Origin of the sequence: Nocardia sp. NPDC057440, assembly GCF_042802915.1 — a bacterium.
Lineage (GTDB): Bacteria > Actinomycetota > Actinomycetes > Mycobacteriales > Mycobacteriaceae > Nocardia.
The window spans coordinates 257,725-278,313 of record NZ_JBHVDF010000007.1; the positions used below are offsets into that span (position 1 = coordinate 257,725).

Sequence of the window (20,589 nt, forward strand, 5' to 3'; positions counted from 1 at the left end):
CCGAACCGCCGTGCCGACTACTCGCGAGGTGTCGTCGTGAGCACCACCCCGACGCTGGCGCGCGACGAAGCGCCGAAGTCACCATCCGCGGCGAAAGAGGAAGCGACCCAAGGGATTACACATGATCCGAGGGCGCGGATCATTCGGGACAGCGCGATCGTCGCCTACCGGAACCTGCTGACCATCCTGCGGGTGCCGACGCTGCTGGTGACGGCGACGATCCAGCCGCTGATGTTCGTGTTCCTGTTCGCGTACATCTTCGGTGCTTCGCTCGGTGGCGGCCAGTACCGCGAATTCCTGCTGGCGGGCATCTTCACCCAGACGGTCGCCTTCAATGCGGCTTTCACGACCGTCGGGCTCGCAGGCGATCTACACAAGGGCATCATCGACCGGATGCGTACGCTGCCGATGTCGCGGCTCGCGGTGCTGATGGGCCGCACCCTGTCCGACCTCGCGGTCAATATCCTGAGCCTGGCCGTGATGGTCGCGTGCGGTTACGCGGTCGGCTGGCGGATCAATGGCGGGATCGCCGACGCCGCACTGGCATTCGGGGTGATCCTGCTGTTCGCCTTCGCGATGTCCTGGGTCGGCGCCCTCACCGGTCTGCTCTCGCCGACCGTCGAAGTAGCCCAGAGCGCGGGCCTGATCTGGCTCTTCCCGCTCACGTTCATCTCCTCCGCCTTTATCTCGGCGGAGGCACTGCCTGGCCCGCTGCGCACCGTCGCTGAATGGAACCCGATCACCGCGGTCTCGGCCGCGGGCCGAAAGCTGTTCGACAACGGCGCGCCACCCTCGTTCGTCGCCCCGACCGGCTGGGCCGCCGAGCATTGCATCGAATATGCCGTCGGCTGCTCGCTGCTGATCCTTGCCATCGTCGTCCCGCTGGCCCTGCTGCGTTATCGGAAGGTCGCGAGCCACTAGCCGATCGGAGCGAGTCGGCCACGGCCGCAGTGGGTGTCGTCATCGTGTGAACGGGCACCTCATCGTGTCGAACAGCACGCAACCGGCCTGCCGAGGAATGCGGCAGGCCGGTTGCTGTCGTGCGCGGTCCGGCACGCAGCCGGGCAACAATGTTCCGGAAATGTGAAAGGGGGGGGGGGGCGGACGCGCCAACTTGGTTTCGACCGGGGTGCGTGTGGTGGCCGCCGGGGCGGGCGCGCCCGCCCCCGCCGGCGGGGGGGGGGGGGGGGGCCCCGCGCGCGGCGCCCCTCCACGAGAGGTCCCCAGGGTAGCGCGCGAGTCACTGTCAATAGACCCCCCCCCCCCCCCCCCCTTCGTCGATGTGCAGGCCCGTGACCTAGGCCCGCCGCCGGGTCTTCAGGAGGTCGAGGCGCTCCTTGAGCAGTTCCTCGAGTTCGTCCTTGCTGCGACGCTCCAGCAGCATGTCCCAGTGGGTGCGCGGCGGCTTGACCTTCTTGGTCTCCTGGGTGGTGCCCTCCATGAGGGTGCCCTCCTGGCCGTTGCGGCACAGCCAGGTCGGGGGGATCTCGGCGTCGTCGGCGAACGGCACGTCGAATTCCTCGCCGTTGTCCGTCTTGTACCGAGCGATCCGTCGCGGAGCCAGGTCGTGGTCGCGATCGGTCTCGTAGCTCACCGCTCCGAGCCGACTGCCCCGGAGTACGCGATCTGCCATGGTGTGCCTCTCCCTAGGTGCTCGAGTCTTGTTGCGCTGCGACCGTGTCCGGACGAGCTCACGCTCGCTGGACCTTATGTGCAACGAACGGGCCTGCGCTAATAGTTCCCGACACGGCGACGGTGAACCGTTCCATTGTAGTCGGTGGGTAGTACTGACCGTGGCGCGGCTGTGGTGTCGCCACTCCTGGGGACCTCCAGGTTCATTCAGTGAGACCGACCACTAATGTTCTGCCTCATGTCGCGCCGCTTGCTGGTGTCCTGCCTGTGGTGTGGGCGGGAGATCGTGGAATCGGAGGCCGGGCGTCGTCGCCGGTACTGCCGCCAATCGTGTCGCCAACGCGCCTACGAACACCGCAACAGCTTGAAGGGGACAGGGATTCCCGACGACTCCGTTGTGCTCAGCGCACCGGAGGCGGCGGATCTGGCTGACCGCTGGTTCGCCGCGAGATGCGCTGCGGAGGATGTCGCCACCGCGATCGGTGAGGGCGCGAACACCGAGGAGCTGAAGGGTCTCAGCGCGACGCTGCTCGAGCTGACCCGGGACGCCGAACGCTTGCGCTGATCCTGGTCGGCACGAGCGGAGTCGCAGGAGCGCCGGGGCCGCACGGTGGCGCGACCGTCTGGGAACGGATCGAGCCGAACGGCTCCGTCGGACGCGGCGTCGTTCGGCTGATGATCGGGATCACGGTGGCGCATGGCTCAGCCGAGCGGCTGAGCACCTGGTGTGCGGAGTCGAGACTCGGCGATGGCGGCGAGCGGCTGGATGGGATCTTCTGTTTGGTCGATCTCGGTCGCGCGATTGCGCAGATAGATGACGGTGAGCAGCAACCCCATGATCGCCGTCAGGCCTCCGGCGGCGGCCAATGTGGCGCCGTCGGGGTGGATCAGCGACTGGGCCCGGATGGCTTGCCAGGTCACGATCGACAGCATCCCGGCGTAGCCGAACGCCAGCACGCCCATGACCGCCGTGCGTGCACTTTCGGTGCGCAGCCAAGGCAGCCGCGGGGCCAGCCAGGCCAAGGCGAAGGCCGCGAGCAGTAATACCTGGATACCGTGCAGCCCGACGAAGTGCGGCACCCGCAGGTCGCCGCCGATCGTGCTCCAGTGGGTGATCGGCATACCGCCCACGCCGTCGCGGGGCACGTCCGCCGCACGCGTGGCGTCGTCGAGGACGGTGTGTCCGGCGATGAGTTCCACGACGTTGCCGTTCGCGTCGCGGACGAGCTGCTTGCCCGTATTTCCCATCTGGTAGGCGATTGCCATCCCGGCGACGGCGAGTGCCAGGCCGGCGTGAATGGCACGCGCGATCGGCCGGTCGACGATTCGCTGCCACGAAAGAATCAGCGCGATAATCAGATTCGCGAGGAACAGACCGGGGACGCCGGACATGAACACCTGCTGGCCGATCGAGTTCACGGTGTCGGTGCTGTAGTTGTTGAAGTGGCTGAAGGTGCCGCGCGCGGCCTGCACGGCAATGAACCCGACGTCGGCGAATCCGGTGATGGCGAACACCGCGCCCAGCCACCAGGTGGCCCGGCTTCCCTTGTGCGGCAACGACAACAGCCACGCCAGCGTGAAGCCGTAGAGCAGGAAAGCGAAGCCGAACTTGAAGGGTTTGAGCCAGACCGACTCGCCGAGCAAGATCCGGTCGTCGATGATCATGCCGCCCACCGAAACCAGCATGAGCGCGGCCATCGCGGCCACCATCCACAATAGTGGGCGATGCAGACGGCCCGCGGGGCGGACGCGGGCCTGGGTGCGGCGGTGGCGGGGCGCGGAATCTCTGGCTGCGGAGTCGATGTCGATCGTCGGCATGCACCGACGGTAGGAATCGGCACCGCCCGGGCACGTCCCGCTACAGCGCCATTCGCGGCTGATACCGGAGTGCTAGGGGATGAACCGGAGGCGTTCGCGAGTCCCTCATCGACTCACGAACGTCACCGAACTATTCAGGGGCGGCTCAGTCGTCTGCCGCGTGCCCGACCTCGATGCCGCGAGCGGCAAGCCACGGCTGCGGATCGACCGGGCCGATGCCCGGCTGGTGCACTTCGTAGTGCAGGTGCGGGCCGGTGGAGAAGCCGCGGTTGCCGACGGTGGCGATGATGTCGCCCGCGCGGACCTCCTGGCCGACACTGGCCAGGATGTCGTTCACGTGGCCGTAGACGCCGACGCTGCCGTCGTCCTGCTGGACGCGTACCCACAGGCCGAAGCCGGAGGCGGGGCCTGCCTCGATGACGGTGCCGTCGGTGACGGCCGCGATCGGGGTGCCGAGCGGGTCGGCGAAGTCGAGGCCCGCGTGCAGGGTGCCCCAGCGCGAGCCGAAGTTGGAGGTCAGCATGCCCATGATCGGGCGGACGGTGTGCGGCCGGGCGGGTTCGGCGGCCTGGGCGGGTTCGGCGGCTTGGGCAGCTTGGGCGGCCATCTGGTGCTCTTCCCAGCTCACGGCCTCGGGCGCGGACTGCGCCTCGGGCGGTGTGAAGGCAATGAACTGAGTGGCATTGTGGGCTTCGGCGTCGGTCAGCACGGCGGGGGACTTGCCTGCGATCAGCTGGCCTGCGGCAGTCGCATCGGCCTGTTGGTGATCAGTTGCGGCCAGCACGCCGAATGCGGCGCTGACGATCGCGGTGACGGCTGCGGCGCGGGTGGCGACGCGGAATCGACGGGAACGGCTGGTTGATAACGGAACGGTCACGGGCATGACTTGAACGTACGGGAGCGTGATGCAGGTTCTGCAATCGTGTGGTTACCGTCACAGTGGTACAAAATCCCTGTTGGCGTGTCACGAGTAGATAACGAAACTGCGTGACAATCGAGCCGACCTGGGGAAATCCAACAATCGGCCGAATTGACCAATTGGATGCTAGTTGATCACAATACTTAAGTGGCCACTAACGGAGTTCGGGCGCTGGAGGCGCTAGCCGACCCGACTCGACGTGCGATCTTCGAGTCGCTGCCCACGGCGCCGTTATCCGTCGGTCAGCTGGCGACCATTGCCGGAGTGAGTAGCTCTGCGGTCTCCCAGCATCTGCGGGTGCTGCGCGAAGCCAGGCTGGTGATGATGCGCCGCGACGGGAACCGGCGGCTGTACTCCCTCGACCCGCGCGGGCTCGGCGATGCACGCGACTATCTGGAACAGTTCTGGCCGAGCGCGCTCGCCGCGTACGCGGCCGCGCTCAGCACCGCACGAGCCGAAGAGGGAATCTGACCGCAGGCGGCTGTCAGCCCACCCTGCGGTAAGTGGCGCGGCGGCGGTCGGTGCCGGTGCCCGGCCACGTGCGCTTGGTGAGCTGCTTGTCGACAGCGTTGATCACCTCGGTGACCCCGATCCGCAGCAGCCCCGGATCGGGGGTGTCGGCATCGGGGTCGCCGACCTGGCCCGCCCAGAGCACCGCATGCCTGCCGAGCAGGTGCGGGGGCGGTCCGCACCAGCGCGGCGGGGTCGGCCCGAACATCTGCACTGTCCTGGTACCGAAGGCGGTGGCCAGATGCGCGACGCCGGTATCGCCGGAGATGACGAGCTCGGCCTCGGCGACGGTGGCGGCCAGCTCGATCAGGTTCTGTTCGCCCGCGAGCACCCGCCTGGTCGGCAGGCTCGCGCGCGCGGCGACATTCAACGCGATATCCCGCTCCATCTCGTCGCCGGTGAGAACCACCTCGCGACCGAGTACCAGGAGATGGCGGACGACGGCGGCGAATCGGTCCGGCGGCCAGCGTCGGGCAGGAGCGCCCGCACCGATATGCACGACGACGCAGTCCCGATGGCTGGTCGTCGATACCGGTGGCACCAGTCCGAGGTTGCGTCGATCGGCGGCGATGCCGTCGGATTCGAGCAGATGACACCAGCGCTCGACGTCGTGCATATCCGGCTGCCATTTCGGGCCCTCGAAATCGGGGAAGGCGGCGTTGCGGTAGGTGAGGATGCGGCCGGGCTCGGTCTTGGTGAGCGTGACGATGCTTTCGGCGCTCGGACCGTGCAGATTGACGGCGAGTTCGGGCGGCGGGCCGTCCCAGCGGAATGCGCTGAGCTCACCGGTCGGCACCATGGCGTCGACGGAGGCGATCAGGTCGACGATCGGCTTCAAACGGTGCGGCGCCGCCAGGACGATGTGGTCGTTGGGCCTCGCTCTGCGCAGCGCACGTAATGCCGGGACCGCGGTGAGCAGATCACCGAGGCCACGTGCCTGCAGCACGAGTACAACCGCCACCCTCTTCTCCTAGCCACCCGAGACTCACGAACCCGACCCGAACGCGCGCATCCGTGGTGCACGCGACGAGAGTCACTTAGGGATGACTACCCGACGTTTTCCGGCAGTAAACGTCGACGACTCGGACGTTATCTATGCCACACGCCCGGTATCCATGCCGAGGCTCGGTCCGAGGACTAATCTCCCAGGTGGCGGCAACTACTCCCAAGGAGCGTCCCATGGTCTCCCGGCTCAATCCCTACATCAGTTTCGGAGACACGGCCCAGGTGGCATTGGAGTTCTATCGAGAGGTGTTCGGCGGCGCGCTGTCCATCGACACCTTCGGCAAGTTCGGCGACAAGGACGCGCCGGGCGCGGAGCTGGTCATGCACGGCATGCTGGAGACGTCGAGCGGGTTCACGCTGATGGCCTCCGACACCCCGCCCGGCATGGAATACAAATCGGGAAGCAGCATTTCGATCAGCCTCAGCGGCGACGACAGCGCCGAACTACACGGCTACTGGGACAAGCTGGTCGAGGGGGGTGCTGTGACGGTGCCGCTGGAGAAGCAGATGTGGGGCGACGAGTTCGGCATGTGCACGGACAAGTTCGGCGTCGCGTGGATGGTTAACATAACTTCCTCCGCTCACTAGGGCGGGCGCGTTGTTCAGCAAATGTGCAGAAAACCGCTCCGGCAGGGCCTAGCATCTCGATATGACGACAAACAGCGTGGTAGAGGGACCGCTGCAGGTACTTGCCCGCAGTGCGTGGCAGTCAGTTCTGGTCACCGGCTTCCTCTCGGTGATCCTGGGTGTCCTGATTCTGGTATGGCCGGGCAAGACGTTGTTGGTGGCAGGCATCATCTTCGGCATCTATCTAGTGGTTTCCGGCGTGCTGCAGTTGCTCGCCGCCTTCGGCGCGCCGGCGAGTGCCGGTGTGCGGGTGCTCTCCTTCATCACCGGCGTCCTGTCGATCGTGATCGGCGTCTTCTGTTTCCGCGACGAGCTTGCCTCGATTCTGTTGCTCGGCATTTGGATCGGTATTGCGTGGCTGTTCCGTGGCGTGGCCTCGGCGATGGCCGCGATCTCCGAGCCGGGACTGCCGGGGCGCGGTTGGATCGGTTTCTTCGGTGTGATCACCGCGATCGCGGGTATCGTGCTGATTGTCTGGCCCGTCGAGTCGGTGGCGACGCTGGCGTGGGTTGCCGGCATCTGGCTGGTGGTCCTCGGCATTATGGAGATCATCACGTCGTTCGGTGTTCGCAAGGACGCCAAGCGGCTGCAAGAGGGTCTCTGAACTCGTGAAACAGTGTCCGGCCCGCACCCGTGGTGCGGGTCGGATTCGTTTTCCGGTCGCCAGGGTTTCGATCCCTGAATGCTGCCGGTAACCCGCCGCGACATGGTCGCGACGATTTGATCATCGTGAAGTACGTCCTGGCGTATGCGTAGGCGTCTTCGGCATCCCCGGATCGAAGCCTCGACATGATCGGCGTCGCGGTTGAGCACACTCCGAAAGCGCGGCGCGCGGCGCGCGGGATCGGTATTCCGGTGGAACCCACCACTGCGGGAAGGAGACGATCCGCGATGGACAGTAGTAACGCCGGCACGCCCTCCAGACCGGCCTGGATCCCCGCTGAGCGGTATCCGTTCGCAAGCCACTTCGAAGAGATCGACGGTTCGCGGGTGCACTATGTCGACGAGGGCAGCGGGCCGCCGTTGATCTTGCTGCACGGCAATCCGACCTGGTCGTTCCTCTACCGCGACGTGATCATCGGTTTGCGGGATCAGTACCGCTGTATCGCGATCGACTATCCCGGGTTCGGACTCTCGCAGGCATCTCGCGGATACGGATTCACGCCTGCCGAGCATGCCCACGTGGTCGACCAGCTGGTCACGCGGCTCGACTTGCGTGATGTGACACTGATGGTGCAGGACTGGGGCGGCCCGATCGGATTCGCCGTCGCCACGCGACACCCCGACCGGTTCGTCGCGTTCGTGGTCGGCAACACGTGGGCGTGGCCGAAGTCCGATCCGGGCACCCAGGCGTTTTCACGGTTGTTGGGCGGTCCGATCGGAGGCTGGCTGATCCTGCGCCACAACTTCTTCGTCGAACGGCTCATCCCCGCCGGTGTCCGGCGTAAGAAACTGCCCGACGCGGTGATGGACGCCTACCGTGGCCCGTTCCCGACGCCGGAATCACGTCGGCCGGTGCACGTGTTCCCGCACGAAATTCTCGGCAGTAGAGCATTTCTCGCAGAGGTCGAGCAGGGACTGGCGGTGTTGCGCGACCGTCCGGCGTTGCTGGTGTGGGGAACGAAGGACGTCGCGTTCCGCGCGCTCGAGCGCCGCCGATGGGAGCAGCAATTCGCGGACCACCGAACTGTCTTGCTCGAGGGCGCGGGGCACTATATCCAGGAGGATGCTGCCGACGAGATCGTCGCCGCGATCATCGAGTGGAGCAAGCGCTGACAGCGTAGAACTGCCCGAACATCACTGGGGCACCCACGAACCGACGGGCTCCCTGCCGAATCGGGAGTCTCCAATCTCTCCAGGCCGGTTCATTCTTCTCTGCGCCCGGAGCGGGCCAGAATGAATCCGCTGACGACGAGCACCCAGGCGGGGAATGCCAGCTCCACCCACATGCTCGCCTCGCTGACGATAAGTAGCGCCACGGCCAGTACGTAGCTGAGAACTGCGAGCCAGCGGGGCATCAGCCTGGTTTTCAGCCAGATCGTCGCGAGCGAGATCATGAACACCGCCGCCATGCGAAGCGCGTAGGTCTGGCTTGCCGACACCATGACCATTTTGCCGAAGTTCATCACCTCGGCGTGGGCGGCTGGGTCGGCGACGCTGGTGTTGCTTGCCACCAAGCCTGCGGCGACGGCCGTGGCGAGGAACATCATCGCCACAAAAAGCAGCCCGCTGCCGAGGAATACGGACAAGAAGAACCTGTCTTCGTAGCGCCCGAATCCGTCGCGTACGACGCCGATGAACCAAAGAAAGCTGATGCCGGCGAAGGGCATCAGCACCGTTGCTGTCGTGATCGCGCTCTGTTGGTTCTGCAGCCACTGAGCTGAATCTTCATGGCCCGCAGGCATGTGGATGCGGATCAGGATCAGCGTCGTACCGAACAACACCGAGAAGACCACTCCGGCCAGTGCGGCGGCTCGCGGCGTTGACAACTGGCGCGGGGTCGGCGCCGGGCTGGTGTGTTGCGGCGATGTCGACATGGAGTCATCCTGTCAAACCTGGGCGCCGGTGGCCGGTATTCGGGTTTCTCCGGAAATATATCGGACGTCCGGTATTTCAGGGAGATCCGATTCTGCGAAGCCTACGGCCACTTGAATCGTGCGGCCGGATCGAGGTGCGGGCGGTTCGGTAATAAGATTGAATTGTCAAATACCCCGCCAAAACGTAGAAGGGAAGCGGGACTCGAATTGTGCGCTGACCCGGGTCCCGGCAATCGACGATAGCGGGAGGTTTGCGGCTATATGTGGCAAGTGCTTACCATGTTAGCGTCCAGCTTTCCCGTGGCGGCCAAGGTAGGTGACGCTATGTCAGCGAGCGGTCAGGACTGGAGCAAGCCGGCAGCGATGGCCATCCCGAGGGAAGGCTATTTCGAGCTGGAACGGGGTCGCTATGGCCCGATCTATCCACGGACGCCTGCCTGCTACGGGTTCTCGATCATCGCAAAGGTGAAACCTGGTCGCGAAGAGGCGATTCGCGCATACGGCAAGCAGATCGAAGAGGCGGTAGCGGGGAGTCCGGATGTGCTGGCGCCCTTGCGGCTGCATTATCTTCGGTGGGTATTGTTCGACGTCGGCTCGGGACTGCACTTTCAATATCAAGGCATCTTCGACACCGATTTCGACAAGTACACCGAGGACGCCATTACGCTCTTCGGTCAGACCGGTATCACCACCGTTTTCACCAATCTCGAAGGGTTCCCCGAGGACTGGAAGGAAAACCCGGCGGCGTTCGTCGAATTCGTCCGAGCACACCAGTTTCCGAGCTTCCTGGAATACGGCGAGTACCCCTTCGTCACCGCCGACAAGATCAAAAAGGCGCTGCGGCTCGAGGCAGCGTTCTCCGACATGCTCGATCAGATGCAGTAGATGACCGGGCCGATGCTCGAACTCGACGATATCCAGCACATCTTGCTGACCCGCACCCCTGCGATGACGGGTCGCTACGAGTTCCTGTCCTTCGACGATCCCGCCGGAGGCCGGGCCTGGTTGACCGCGCTGGTGGACCGGGTGCAGTCGGCTGCGGACGTGCGCGCCACGATGGACAGCTCCGAGCGCTGGATAACGCTGGCCTTTACCTGGGGCGGGCTGCGGGCGTTAGGGGTATCGGAGGAGGCGCTTTCCACCTTCCCCGACGAGTTCCGTGAAGGTATGGCCGCCCGCGCTGACATCCTGGGCGACACGGGCGCTGATCACCCGGATCACTGGGTGGGCGGGCTGGGGGGCGGTGACCTGCACGCCATCGCGATCTTGTTCGCCCGAACCGATGCCGAACACCAGAGGTGCACCGCCGAGCATCACAAGCTGGTTGCGCGCTGCCCGGGTGTGCGCGTGTTGTCGTTCTTGGATCTGAACGCGACGCCGCCATTCGACCACGCCCATGACCATTTCGGGTTCCGAGACCGGTTGTCTCAGCCAGTGATCGATGGATCCGGCGAAGAACCGACGCCGGGCTCGGGTGCGGTGCTGAAACCCGGTGAATTCATCCTGGGTTACCCCGACGAGGAGGGGCCGCCCCGCGGTTTGCCACAGCCGGAGGTGTTGTCCCGCAATGGCAGCTACATGGCCTACCGGCGGCTGCGAGAACACGTCGGTGCGTTTCGGGACTATCTGCGCGAGCACGCCGACACCCCGGACGGGCAGGAGCTACTCGCCGCGAAATTCATGGGCCGCTGGCGCAGCGGCGCACCCTTGGTGTTGGCCCCCGACCGTGATGATCCGCAGCTGGGTGCAGATCCCCTGCGGAACAATGACTTCAACTACAAACAGATGGACCCGCACGGCTACGCGGCACCGCTCGGCTCGCACGCGCGGCGACTCAACCCACGCGACACCGCAGTGAATATGCACCGCCGCAGGATGATTCGCCGCGGCGCCACCTACGGGCCCGCGCTGCCCGAGGGTGCCCCCGATGACGGGGTGGACCGAGGCATTGCCGCGTTCATCATCTGCGCCAGCCTGGTCCGTCAGTTCGAGTTCGCCCAAAACGTCTGGATCAACGACAAGACATTCCACGAACTCGGCAATGAGCGGGACCCCATCTGCGGCACCCAGGATGGGGCCCTCGACTTCACTATTCCCAAGCGCCCCATCCGCAAGGTGCTCCAGGGGCTGCCTGCCTTCACCACGCTCGTGGGCGGCGCGTACTTCTTCCTGCCGGGTATCAGCGCCATGCGGTATCTGGCCACGCTCGACAGTTGAGAGGTGACAGCATGAGCACCCTGCCGCGGGCACGCACTTACAACCAGAACCACATCCCGCGCCAGCACGACGGGCGGCGGCGGATAAGCATCTATTGGACGTGGAGCTACCCATGGGAGGCTCAACGCGATCCCGCCGAAATGTATAACCGCTTCTCCACGATGACCGAAGTCCGCAACGTCACGTGGCCGAGCTACGAGACTCCCGAGTACGACGCAGCGCACTTCCTACAAGGCATCGCAGGCACGCTGGAGCTGTTCCATCGCTCGACGCTGGCGTTTCAGCAGCTGGCCGGTGCGGCTACCGGTCACCCGGTTGCGGTGTTCCAGCGCATCGACCAGGCCGGATACACATTGCCGATCGACGAGCGGATCCTGGCGGACACCGACACGCTCATGGTGTTCGGGCTCGATCACGTTCTCTCCGAACAGGAAGCCGCACCCGAAGAGAGCGCCGCCATCCAGGAGTGGCTGCAACGCGAAGGCACCTGCCTGCTTCTGGCGCCACACCATGACGTCGGCTTCACCGACGACTACACCCAACGGCAAATCGAATACGAGCATCACGGCGACGCACTGGTGCCACGCCAGCAGCGATTCGGCCAGTACACCCGCTCGCTGATGAAAGCGCTCGAGGTGCCGGTGCACAACAAGTGGGGCCTGCGCCCTGCGGTCGTCGACGGCACCGATGAGATCGCCCCCCTGACCGGGTTCCGCGATCTGGACGCGCTCCGGCTGCTGGACAACGTCACGACATTCAACTTTCACCCGCATCTGCCGCACTACGAGCTCACCGCAGCGGAGAGCGACTCGCTACGAGTTCTTGGCCGTCAGCGCGTCGACCCCCAGCGGCCCCACCCCTTTACCGCCGCCGGCGGCACCGAGTTCAACGCGCTGATCTGGATGCCGCCCGCGGGCCGGCGTGCGGGCGACATCGTCCTTATCGACTCCACGAACTTCACCACACTGTTCGGCGGCACCGAAAGCCTCGAGAACCTCTGGCACAACCTCGCCACCATGAAATAATGTCGCAGCCGTCGAACTCGCGGACCCTACGGATCGGTCAGGGAGGTCGGCAAACGACGAATTGCCCTCTGGGCGAACGTCAGCGCGAGAAAGTCATCGCAGAGCAAGCAGTCATCCGGTGATGATCGGCACCAGATACGTTCGCGCGAATGCCGCGAGGGCGTCCTCGGATTCGAGCGTGACCGTTCCGTGCGGCTGCAGGATGAACGAGTGGACTATGCGGCAAACGATCTCCGCGCGGGTGTCCAGGTCGGCGAAATCGGGTAGCAGCCCGTTTCGGACGGCGCTTCGCAGTGCGGCGACCGTCGCTGCCACCGACATCGTGAACACGGGTCCGCCATCGGTGGTGAGTTGGGGGAGGACGCGCTCCGGTTCCAGTGACAGCATCCGGTTGGCGAGCGGGTGTGTGCGCCACCGGGTGATCACCGTGACGAAGATGTCGGCGACGAGGGCATGGACATCGTTGTTGCGCGCGGAGATTGCGTCGAGTTCGGCCAGCACCAACTCTACTTCGCGGGTCATGACCGCCCGCACAACATCGTCACGGGAGCCGATCCGCCGATAGACGGTGACCCGATCGACGTCGGCCTGTCGTGCGATGTCCTCGATCGTCGTCTTCTTGACCCCTACCTTTTCGAACTGGATCAGAGCGGCGTCCAGGATGCGAGCCTCCACCGAATCATCGATCTCGGGCCTGTTCGTCGAGGTCGCAGCTGTGGAGGTCACGCCACGAGAGTAGCAATGAACAGGCGTCGTGCAACATATCCCGGCTATATGTTGCTGCTACATTGCAATGGCAAATGTTGCAATGTACAGTCGGTGCATGGCCGAGATTGCCGGTGCAGCGGAGCACCACTACAGCGACGAAGCGCATGCGATCAACGCTCGGGACGTCCACTTCGACTTCGACTCGGTGCCGATGCACTACATCCCGGGTGAGGTGCTGGCCACGCACATCGTCAATGTCATGCACCTTGTGCTTCCCGAGGGTGAGCGAGCGATGGCGAATTGTCTGGCCGAAGCATTGCCGCTTATCCAGGACGAGCGGCTACGCGAAGAGGTTGCGGGATTCATCGGCCAGGAGTCGATGCACGCGAGCAGTCACGAAGGCGCCCGCCGCCACCTGCAATCAATCGGTCTCGACGTCGAATCGTATGTACGAAAGATTGCGTGGCTGGTCGACCGGATTCTGGGTGACCACGGACTGAACGGCCGTGCGAAGGACGCGTGGCTCAAGGAGCGCCTCGGCCTGTTCGCCGGTATGGAGCACTACACCGCCGTTCTGGGCGAATGGCTCCTCGAGGCCGATATCCTCGAGGAAAAGGGGATGCATCCGACGATGTTGGATCTGGTCCGCTGGCACGGTGCCGAAGAGGTCGAACACCGCAGTGTCGTTTATGACGCGTACATGTATGTCGACGGCAGCTATGCGCGGAAGGCGCGCACCGCCGTCCTCGCCAGTGCGACCCTGCTGCCACTGTTCATCGTTTCTACGGCGCACCTGTACCGGAAGGACCCGGAGCCGAGCAAGGGCAGGCTGTGGCCGCTGCAGTTCGTGAATGCCACTGTCCGCGGTGTCATTCCGAGCTTCACGGTGTTCTTCACCGAGCTGCCGCGTTATCTGCGCCCGGGCTTCCACCCGTCGCAGCTCGGCCCGATGGATACCGCACTGCGTTACCTCGCCCGATCTCCCGCTGCGCGAGCGGCAGGTCACTGATGGGAACCGACACAGTGGCACCGGAATTCACGCCGCCCGCGACCTTCCGTCTGCTCGGCGCGGTGATGGATGCTTACCTGCGGGTTTTCGTTGCCGGGTCCACCGCCTCCCTGTTGTCGCGGTCGAACCCGGTGCGTCGCACCGGGTTCGAGCTGGATCTCGTCGTCGAGGACGTTCGCATCGAGGCCGAGGATGTGGTGAGTCTGACGTTCACCGCGTCGAATGGCGGGCCGCTGCCCGCGTGGAAGCCGGGATCGCACCTCGATCTGTTCCTGCCTTCCGGGCGCCAGCGCCAATACTCGCTCTGCGGCAACCCCCGCGACCGTTTCCGCTACCGGATCGCCGTCCGGCGCATTGCGGACGGTGGCGGCGGATCGCGTGAGGTTCATGATGTGTTGCGCCCGGGCGACGCCGTCCGGGTGCGCGGGCCGCGCAATGCGTTCACCTTCATCGACGCGCCGTCGTATTTCTTTATGGCCGGCGGTATCGGGATCACGCCGATCCTGCCGATGGTCAAGGCGGCCGACGCTGCCGGTGTCCGCTGGAAGATGGTGTATCTCGGCCGATCGCGCGAGACGATGCCATTCCTCGGCGAGCTGGCGCGGCTGGGTGGCGGCGAGCTCGACGTTCGGCCCGACCGTGAGTTCGGCATACCGGATGTCGCTGAACTACTCACTCGGGCGGAGGCCGGTGCGGCGGTGTACGTGTGCGGTCCGCCGCCGGTGCCGGCGGCTGTACAGCAGGCGATGTTCAGCGTCAATCCGACAGGTTCGCTACACACGGAACGTTTCTCGGCTCTCCCGGTCGTGGACGGCAGGGAATTCGATATCGAGCTGGCGCGCACCGGCGCGACCGTTCATGTGGGTGCCGAGGAGACCGCACTCGCCGCGATCAGGCGCGAGCTTCCCGGAGTCGTCTACTCCTGCCGGCAAGGGTTCTGCGGCACATGCAAGGTCGCGGTGCTCGCGGGTGGCGTGGACCATCGTGACCGAACGCTGACCGACGGCGAGCGCGACACCTGCATGCTCAGCTGCGTATCACGCGCTGCGGGCGACCGACTCGTCCTCGACCTCTGATCGCGGCGTAGAAAGGGCAACAACGTCCGATGACGGCAACAATCACAATGGTTGCGGGCCACGAGCTTTCCACCTTCGAGGTCCACGATCCCGCTACCGGGCGTTCGGTGGGTAGCTACCCTGTGCATTCCGCCGCTGACGTCGACGCGGCCGTGGCGACGGCGCACAATGCCGGCGCGTGGTGGGCTGCGCTCGGCTTCACCGAGCGCCGCCGCCGCGTGGACGCGTGGCGGGCCGAGATCACCCGCGGACTGTCGAATGCCGGGCATACATGTCTGGCTGTAGAACGCGTCTACGTCCACGCCTCGAGGAATTCACTTACGCGAAAGCCACGACGCACCAACGGTTCCCGTCGCCGCTGGCGCTCACCACGTTCACTCGTAGCGCCGCGGTCGACACCGTCGTCGACCGGCTCGTTTCGGTGCTACATGGAAGGACCCGCTGACCATGGCTACTGACACTGAACATCGGCACATCGCGATCGTCGGGGCAGGTGTCGCCGGCATCGGTCTGGCGATAAAGCTTCGCGAAGCGGGGTTCGACGATCTCGTGATTCTGGAACGCGCCGATGACCTCGGCGGCACCTGGCAGGCGAACACCTATCCGGGCTGTGCGTGCGACGTTCCATCGCACTTGTACAGCTACTCCTTCGCCCCGAATCCGGACTGGTCGCGCACCTACGGCCGGCAGGAAGAGATCCTGGAGTACCTCCGATCGGTGGCGGTGACGCACGATGTGGTGCGCCACATCCGCTACAACGCGGAGATGCTCGACGCCCGGTGGGACGATGCGGAATCACTATGGCGCGTGAGCACCGTGACCGGAGATTTCACCGCGGACTTCGTGATCTCCGCGACCGGTGTTTTCAGTGAGGCCAAGTACCCATCGTTGCGCGGGGTGGAGACGTTCCAGGGCAAGGCATTTCATTCATTGCACTGGGATCATGAGCACGATCTGACAGGGGAGCGGGTCGCGGTGATCGGCACGGGCGCCTCGGCCGTGCAGTTCGTCCCGGAGATCCAGCCCAAGGTCGGCGCGCTCACCCTGTTCCAGCGATCGGCGCCGTGGATCGTGCCGCGCATGGACCGCAGGACGCTCGGACTGGAACGGCAGCTGCTGCGCCGAGTGCCGCTGGCGGGTAAGGCGATTCGGGGCAGTTTCTACACATTGATCGAAGGCTTCGGGCTGATCGGGTTCGTGGACAAACGATTTCGTCACCCGTACGAGCTGCTCGGCAAGTGGCAGCTGCGCCGTCAGGTCCGCGATCCGCAGCTGCGCAAGGTGCTGACTCCGGACTACATGATCGGCTGCAAACGCGCGATCTTCTCCGACGCGTATCTGCCCGCTCTCGATCAAGACAATGTCGAGGTCGTCACCGACGGCATCGCCGAAGTGCGCGCACACTCGATCGTGACACACAGCGGCGTCGAGATTCCGGTCGACACCATCATCTACGGCACCGGATTCGAGCCTGTCTCCAAGGCTTTCGGGCGATTCACCGGGCGCGGCGGCGTCACCATTGCCGAACTGTACGAGAAGCGTCCGCAAAGTTATCTCGGCAGCGCCCTCTCAGGTTTTCCGAACTTCTTCTTCACCCTGGGGCCCTTCGGGGCGGCCGGGAACCAATCGGCGATCTACATGATCGAGTCACAGATCGCCTACATTGTGGACGCGTTGAAGACGATGCGGGCCGAGGGCGCACGCCGTGTCGAGGTACGGCCGCAAGCGCAGGAGACGTTCCTCGACGAGATGCAGGAACGCAGCCGCTCGACGGTGTGGCTCACCGGCGGATGCCACAGCTACTACCAGACACCGGACGGCCACAACGCCGGTCTTTACCCGAACTGGAGTTTCGAATACCGCAGCCGTACAAGCCGATTCGATGCCAGCTCCTATGACGTGAGTGCCTGATGGACATCGGACAGCTCAACCCGCTGCGCTGGATCGGTAGCACCTCATATGAGGTGCGCGGCAAGACGGTGCTGATCACGGGCGCCGGACAGGGAATCGGCCTGGAGCTGGCGAAGATCCTGTACGCCCGCGGGGCTTCGGTCGCACTGGTGGACATCGACGAAGGCGCCGCCCGCACCGCGGCGGAAGCACTCGGAGATCGCGCCTGCGCGATCGCTGCCGATGTCGCGGATCGTGAGTCGACAGAGAAGGCGATCGCGCAGGCAGTGGCCACGTTCGGCCGCCTCGACGTCGTAGTCGCGAACGCGGGTGTGGTTCCGCGTCCGGCGACATTGCGAACCATGGACAGCAGCGATTTCGACCGCGTCATCGCCATCAATCTCACCGGTGTGTTCAATACGGTTCATCCGGCCCTCGACCACGTCGTCGCCGCGAAAGGTCATGTGGTGGTCGTCTCGTCGGCGGCCGCCTTCGCGCCCGGTATGGGCGGTGCGCCGTACATGATCAGCAAGGCCGGTGTAGAGCAGCTCGGGCGTGCGCTCCGGGTCGAACTAGCCGCCGTCGGTGCTACCGCCGGCGTCGCCTACTTCGGCGTTGTGGAGACGGCCATGACACACGACACCCTCGATCGAGACGAGCTGGGCCGCGCGCTCGGCGGCATGCTGCCCTGGCCGCTGAACGTGCGAATCACCGCAGCCGAGGCCGCCGAGACCATTGCCGACGGCATCGGTCGGCGAGCCGCGCGGACCATCGCCCCCAGTGGCTGGGAGCCGTACGCCCTCTTGCGTGGAGCCGTAAACGTCGTGCTGGACAACCGGCTCGCCCGCGACGCCGGGGTGCAGGCGCTGATTCGCGAGGTCGAACAGCGCAACGGCCGGGCTGCGCCATGACCGCCCTTCGAGGATCCGAGCGAACCCGGCGAGGCGTGTTCGGGGACGGAAGACCACGAGAAGGGCCAGGGGCGTGCTGCCGGTCGCGCCGCACCGCACGTCGAGGTCCGCATCGTCGATGATCTCGGCAACGAGGTACCGCGCGGTACGGTCGGCGAGATCGTCGCACAAAGACTCTCATCACAGGGTACAAAGCCCCACGCAGTCTCGAGATCGTCACCGAGTTGCCGATCTCCGGTGCGGGCAAGATCCTCGCGCGCGAGTTGCGCAAGAAGTATTGGGGCGAGGACGCCCGCCAAGTGAACTGACCTCAACCAGGACACCGACCGTGCCGACTCAGCGAGGGTGACGGCCCGGTCGACGTCGAGGTCGTCATCGGGTTCGAAAAGCGGACGGAGTCACGGTCGAGGTGTCGGATAGGTCGGAGCTCGGAGGGCGCAGATGGCGGGGGATAGCGTCGGCAGACCGCGTTGCCTCCCGGCGCGCACGGCTGATCGAGGCCTGCACCGAATTGATGGGAGTAGCAGGCGCCGCGGGCATTTCGATGCGCAGCGTGTGCCGCGAGGCGGCGCTGACCGAGAGGTACTTCTACGAAAGCTTCGCCAACATCGACCAGCTCATGATCACCGTTCTGGAGATCGTTGTGCTCGATGCGCGTGCTGCGCTGCTCTCCGTGCCAGCGACTTCCCAGACGTTCACACCCGACCTGGTTCGGCAGGGGGTCGACGCATTCACCGACTATTTGACGACCGATCCGCGACGAGGCCGGATCATGTTCATCGAATCGCAGGTTTCCCCGCTGCTGGCGACCCGAGCGATAGCACTTGTGGAGCAATTCGTCGTGCCGATCGTCAGATCGGTCGGTGCGGGCAACGTCGCGGCGACCGAACTCGACGCGGTCGACGTGAGTCTCAACGCCGTGGCGATTTTCGGCGCACTGGCTTTTCTCTATCGACGAGCACTCACCGAGGGGCCTCAGGTCGATCGAGAACGATTCGCCGAGCACGCCGCTCAGGTCATCGAGCCGATAGCGCTGGCCCGCTCATCCCGGAGCGGAAGCGGCGCGGCCCGAGATCGTTGAGCTCGCGGACTCGAGCGCTTTGAGGCGTGAGGTCTTGTGCGGGAGTTGGACGTTACCAACCGGACCGTTCGCAACCGCGTAGACGTCAAGGTCGGCTTGTCATACGCCTTCGTCGAACGGGTATCGGGCATCGAGTGCGGACCGGTCGCCGAGTCCATAGTTCACGACGAGGTCATCGGCGACCTGGACCAGCACATCTCGCCCCTCGACCGCAGATACCCACTCCATCGGCAGCCCGGAGACACCATGGCTGGCTCCGATCAGGTTCCCGGCGACCGCGCCGGTGGAATCGGAGTCACCCGAGTGGTTCACCGACAGCAGCAATGCTGCGCGTGCATCGTTTGTCTGGGCCGCGTGCAGGGCGCAGAACACAGCGATGGCCAGGCACTCCTCGGCGATCCACCCCGCACCTACCTGCTCGAGGAGTTCGGCGGTGGCCGCATGCTCGGACAACTCGACTGCGCGTGTCAGTGCCGTCGCTGTTTCCGCTGCTGCGGGTATCTCCGTGAGCTGGGCGACCGTCTGCTGCACGGCAATCGGCAGTTCGATACCGCTCACCACGCGATCGACCAGTGCCGCGAACGCACCAGCTGCGACATATCCCGTCGGATGCCCGTGGGTCAACTGCGCGGCCCGCGCGGCCGTGGTGAACGCACGATCAGGCCCCATGCCGACCAGTCCGAACGGCGCGGACCGCATCACCGTGCCGCATCCTTTCGACCCTGGATTCACCGGACCGGGTGCACCGAACGGGTGCGGCGCGAGATATCCCCGTGCCTGCTGACCCAGCCCGGACATGCACGCATTTCCCGGCGCACGCACCGCATACAGAAACGGCAGACCCGCCAGCCAGCCATCGACCTCGGATGGGGGGCCCTCCTGCCGCTGGGTCTGTAACCAGCGTAAATACGCCCGGCGTAGCGCCGGCACGGGATCACCATCGGGCATTGACCGCAACAATCCCTCCGCGGTGAACAGCGTCATCTGGGTGTCATCGGTTATCTGCTGCGGCGCGCCCTCGACATACTGCGGTAGAAATCCCGTCACCCCTTGGTGGCCGTACCGCTCGCGAATCTGCTGGAGCTGCAGGAATTCGATAGGCCACCCGAGCGCGTCGCCGACCGCCCCGCCTAACAGGGAGCCCCGGACCCGGTCGAAGACCGTCATGTAATCCACCACGAGACACCATCATTACGTATCACTTCCGTCTACGGGTATCGGCACCTCGGCTGGGTGCACGAACCCGTGGCCGGACACGTGTGGGAGCGGTTGTCGGCCGAATCACCTTCGTCGGCAACATCATCGAAACGGCACCGATTCCGACCCCTCATGCACACCAAGCCTCGGCAACGGCCCATAACCATTGCGATGTTTGGTACACCCGCAGGATCACGCGCATCAGGCTGACAGCCCCTCACCGCTGTCGAATTCACGAAACGACACGTGAGCGACACGAAGAGCCCTCGTCATGATGGACCACCGCCATTGGCCCGAGGCCGCGATCATGAAGGTGATCGCTCCAGTCGGTGACCGCTGCTCCGCGACTGCGCTGGGAATCCGCGCAGCCTGCCTACCAAATCCACGAGTACATCGACGTTATAGTGCCGATTGTGGTGGAGTCCGG

Annotated in this window: 22 protein-coding genes; 15 read left to right on the top strand and 7 right to left on the bottom strand. The window is 65.1% G+C overall.

Translation table 11 applies throughout. The annotated features are described in order from the left end of the window. Window positions 1-138 precede the first annotated feature (138 nt). Window positions 139-921 carry an ABC transporter permease gene (locus tag ACFU4Z_RS17155; RefSeq protein ID WP_379064302.1) on the top strand — a complete coding sequence of 261 codons (783 nt, stop codon included), beginning with the start codon at window positions 139-141 and terminating at the stop codon, window positions 919-921. Window positions 922-1,297: 376 nt separating this feature from the next. On the opposite strand, the gene ACFU4Z_RS17160 is transcribed toward ACFU4Z_RS17155, so the two are convergent. Then, the gene (locus ACFU4Z_RS17160) at window positions 1,298-1,633 is read right to left on the bottom strand and encodes an RNA polymerase-binding protein RbpA (RefSeq protein ID WP_328400575.1); all 336 of its coding nucleotides are present in this window, start codon (window positions 1,631-1,633) and stop codon (window positions 1,298-1,300) included. Window positions 1,634-1,870: 237 nt separating this feature from the next. Here ACFU4Z_RS17160 and ACFU4Z_RS17165 point away from each other — a divergent pair, with 237 nt between their 5' ends. Next, a complete protein-coding gene (locus tag ACFU4Z_RS17165) occupies window positions 1,871-2,197 on the top strand; it encodes a hypothetical protein (protein WP_379063909.1) in 327 nt (108 codons plus the stop codon). Window positions 2,198-2,334: 137 nt separating this feature from the next. Here the strand turns inward: ACFU4Z_RS17165 and ACFU4Z_RS17170 are convergent, their stop codons facing one another. Further along, a complete protein-coding gene (locus ACFU4Z_RS17170; RefSeq protein ID WP_379063911.1) occupies window positions 2,335-3,450 on the bottom strand; it encodes a hypothetical protein in 1,116 nt (371 codons plus the stop codon). A gap of 145 nt (window positions 3,451-3,595) precedes the next feature. Continuing rightward, complete coding sequence (locus ACFU4Z_RS17175; protein WP_379063913.1) at window positions 3,596-4,333, bottom strand: M23 family metallopeptidase; 738 nt, start codon at window positions 4,331-4,333, stop codon at window positions 3,596-3,598. A gap of 183 nt (window positions 4,334-4,516) precedes the next feature. Between ACFU4Z_RS17175 and ACFU4Z_RS17180 the strand changes: the two genes are divergently transcribed. Next, entirely contained in the window at window positions 4,517-4,840 is a 324-nt protein-coding gene (locus ACFU4Z_RS17180; RefSeq protein ID WP_379063915.1) for an ArsR/SmtB family transcription factor, read from the top strand. Between the two features lie 13 nt (window positions 4,841-4,853). Here ACFU4Z_RS17180 and ACFU4Z_RS17185 read toward each other — a convergent pair whose 3' ends face one another. Further along, window positions 4,854-5,840 (bottom strand): glycosyltransferase family 9 protein, encoded by a 987-nt coding sequence (locus ACFU4Z_RS17185; RefSeq protein ID WP_379063917.1) that lies wholly within the window; start codon window positions 5,838-5,840, stop codon window positions 4,854-4,856. Window positions 5,841-6,058: 218 nt separating this feature from the next. Here ACFU4Z_RS17185 and ACFU4Z_RS17190 point away from each other — a divergent pair, with 218 nt between their 5' ends. From ACFU4Z_RS17190 to ACFU4Z_RS17200, 3 genes are all read left to right on the top strand, one after another. Further along, complete coding sequence (locus ACFU4Z_RS17190; protein ID WP_379063919.1) at window positions 6,059-6,472, top strand: VOC family protein; 414 nt, start codon at window positions 6,059-6,061, stop codon at window positions 6,470-6,472. A 61-nt stretch (window positions 6,473-6,533) separates the two neighbouring features. Then, complete coding sequence (locus ACFU4Z_RS17195; protein ID WP_379063921.1) at window positions 6,534-7,115, top strand: HdeD family acid-resistance protein; 582 nt, start codon at window positions 6,534-6,536, stop codon at window positions 7,113-7,115. Between the two features lie 287 nt (window positions 7,116-7,402). Continuing rightward, window positions 7,403-8,287: an alpha/beta fold hydrolase gene (locus ACFU4Z_RS17200; protein ID WP_379063923.1), complete on the top strand. Its 885-nt coding sequence runs from the start codon at window positions 7,403-7,405 to the stop codon at window positions 8,285-8,287. 89 nt (window positions 8,288-8,376) lie between these two features. Here the strand turns inward: ACFU4Z_RS17200 and ACFU4Z_RS17205 are convergent, their stop codons facing one another. Continuing rightward, the gene (locus tag ACFU4Z_RS17205; protein ID WP_379063925.1) at window positions 8,377-9,048 is read right to left on the bottom strand and encodes a hypothetical protein; all 672 of its coding nucleotides are present in this window, start codon (window positions 9,046-9,048) and stop codon (window positions 8,377-8,379) included. A 324-nt stretch (window positions 9,049-9,372) separates the two neighbouring features. Here ACFU4Z_RS17205 and ACFU4Z_RS17210 point away from each other — a divergent pair, with 324 nt between their 5' ends. The 3 genes from ACFU4Z_RS17210 to ACFU4Z_RS17220 are packed head-to-tail and all read left to right on the top strand — an operon-like array spanning window position 9,373 to window position 12,290. Beyond that, window positions 9,373-9,933: a hypothetical protein gene (locus tag ACFU4Z_RS17210; protein ID WP_379063927.1), complete on the top strand. Its 561-nt coding sequence runs from the start codon at window positions 9,373-9,375 to the stop codon at window positions 9,931-9,933. A 12-nt stretch (window positions 9,934-9,945) separates the two neighbouring features. Further along, window positions 9,946-11,265 (top strand): Dyp-type peroxidase, encoded by a 1,320-nt coding sequence (locus tag ACFU4Z_RS17215; RefSeq protein WP_379064303.1) that lies wholly within the window; start codon window positions 9,946-9,948, stop codon window positions 11,263-11,265. 11 nt (window positions 11,266-11,276) lie between these two features. Continuing rightward, window positions 11,277-12,290, top strand: a complete 1,014-nt coding sequence (locus tag ACFU4Z_RS17220; protein ID WP_379063929.1) for a hypothetical protein — start codon at window positions 11,277-11,279, stop codon at window positions 12,288-12,290. A gap of 111 nt (window positions 12,291-12,401) precedes the next feature. Here ACFU4Z_RS17220 and ACFU4Z_RS17225 read toward each other — a convergent pair whose 3' ends face one another. Further along, window positions 12,402-13,016: a TetR/AcrR family transcriptional regulator gene (locus ACFU4Z_RS17225; protein WP_379063931.1), complete on the bottom strand. Its 615-nt coding sequence runs from the start codon at window positions 13,014-13,016 to the stop codon at window positions 12,402-12,404. Between the two features lie 97 nt (window positions 13,017-13,113). Here ACFU4Z_RS17225 and ACFU4Z_RS17230 point away from each other — a divergent pair, with 97 nt between their 5' ends. From ACFU4Z_RS17230 to ACFU4Z_RS17255, 6 genes are all read left to right on the top strand, one after another. Beyond that, a complete protein-coding gene (locus ACFU4Z_RS17230) occupies window positions 13,114-14,007 on the top strand; it encodes a metal-dependent hydrolase (RefSeq protein WP_379063933.1) in 894 nt (297 codons plus the stop codon). Further along, on the top strand, window positions 14,007-15,083 hold the full coding sequence (locus tag ACFU4Z_RS17235) for a PDR/VanB family oxidoreductase (RefSeq protein WP_379063935.1): 1,077 nt from the start codon (window positions 14,007-14,009) through the stop codon (window positions 15,081-15,083). The genes ACFU4Z_RS17230 and ACFU4Z_RS17235 overlap by 1 nt, the downstream gene beginning before the upstream one ends. Window positions 15,084-15,130: 47 nt before the next feature. Further along, window positions 15,131-15,541: an aldehyde dehydrogenase family protein gene (locus ACFU4Z_RS17240; protein ID WP_379064304.1), complete on the top strand. Its 411-nt coding sequence runs from the start codon at window positions 15,131-15,133 to the stop codon at window positions 15,539-15,541. Next, a complete protein-coding gene (locus tag ACFU4Z_RS17245; protein ID WP_379063937.1) occupies window positions 15,531-16,994 on the top strand; it encodes a flavin-containing monooxygenase in 1,464 nt (487 codons plus the stop codon). The genes ACFU4Z_RS17240 and ACFU4Z_RS17245 overlap by 11 nt, the downstream gene beginning before the upstream one ends. Then, a complete protein-coding gene (locus ACFU4Z_RS17250; RefSeq protein ID WP_379063939.1) occupies window positions 16,994-17,884 on the top strand; it encodes a short-chain dehydrogenase/reductase in 891 nt (296 codons plus the stop codon). The genes ACFU4Z_RS17245 and ACFU4Z_RS17250 overlap by 1 nt, the downstream gene beginning before the upstream one ends. A 514-nt stretch (window positions 17,885-18,398) precedes the next feature. After that, window positions 18,399-18,965, top strand: coding sequence for a TetR/AcrR family transcriptional regulator (locus ACFU4Z_RS17255; RefSeq protein WP_379063941.1), 567 nt, complete (start codon window positions 18,399-18,401; stop codon window positions 18,963-18,965). A gap of 99 nt (window positions 18,966-19,064) precedes the next feature. Here the strand turns inward: ACFU4Z_RS17255 and ACFU4Z_RS17260 are convergent, their stop codons facing one another. Beyond that, window positions 19,065-20,132 (bottom strand): ADP-ribosylglycohydrolase family protein, encoded by a 1,068-nt coding sequence (locus ACFU4Z_RS17260; RefSeq protein WP_379063943.1) that lies wholly within the window; start codon window positions 20,130-20,132, stop codon window positions 19,065-19,067. Between the last annotated feature and the right edge of the window lie 457 nt (window positions 20,133-20,589).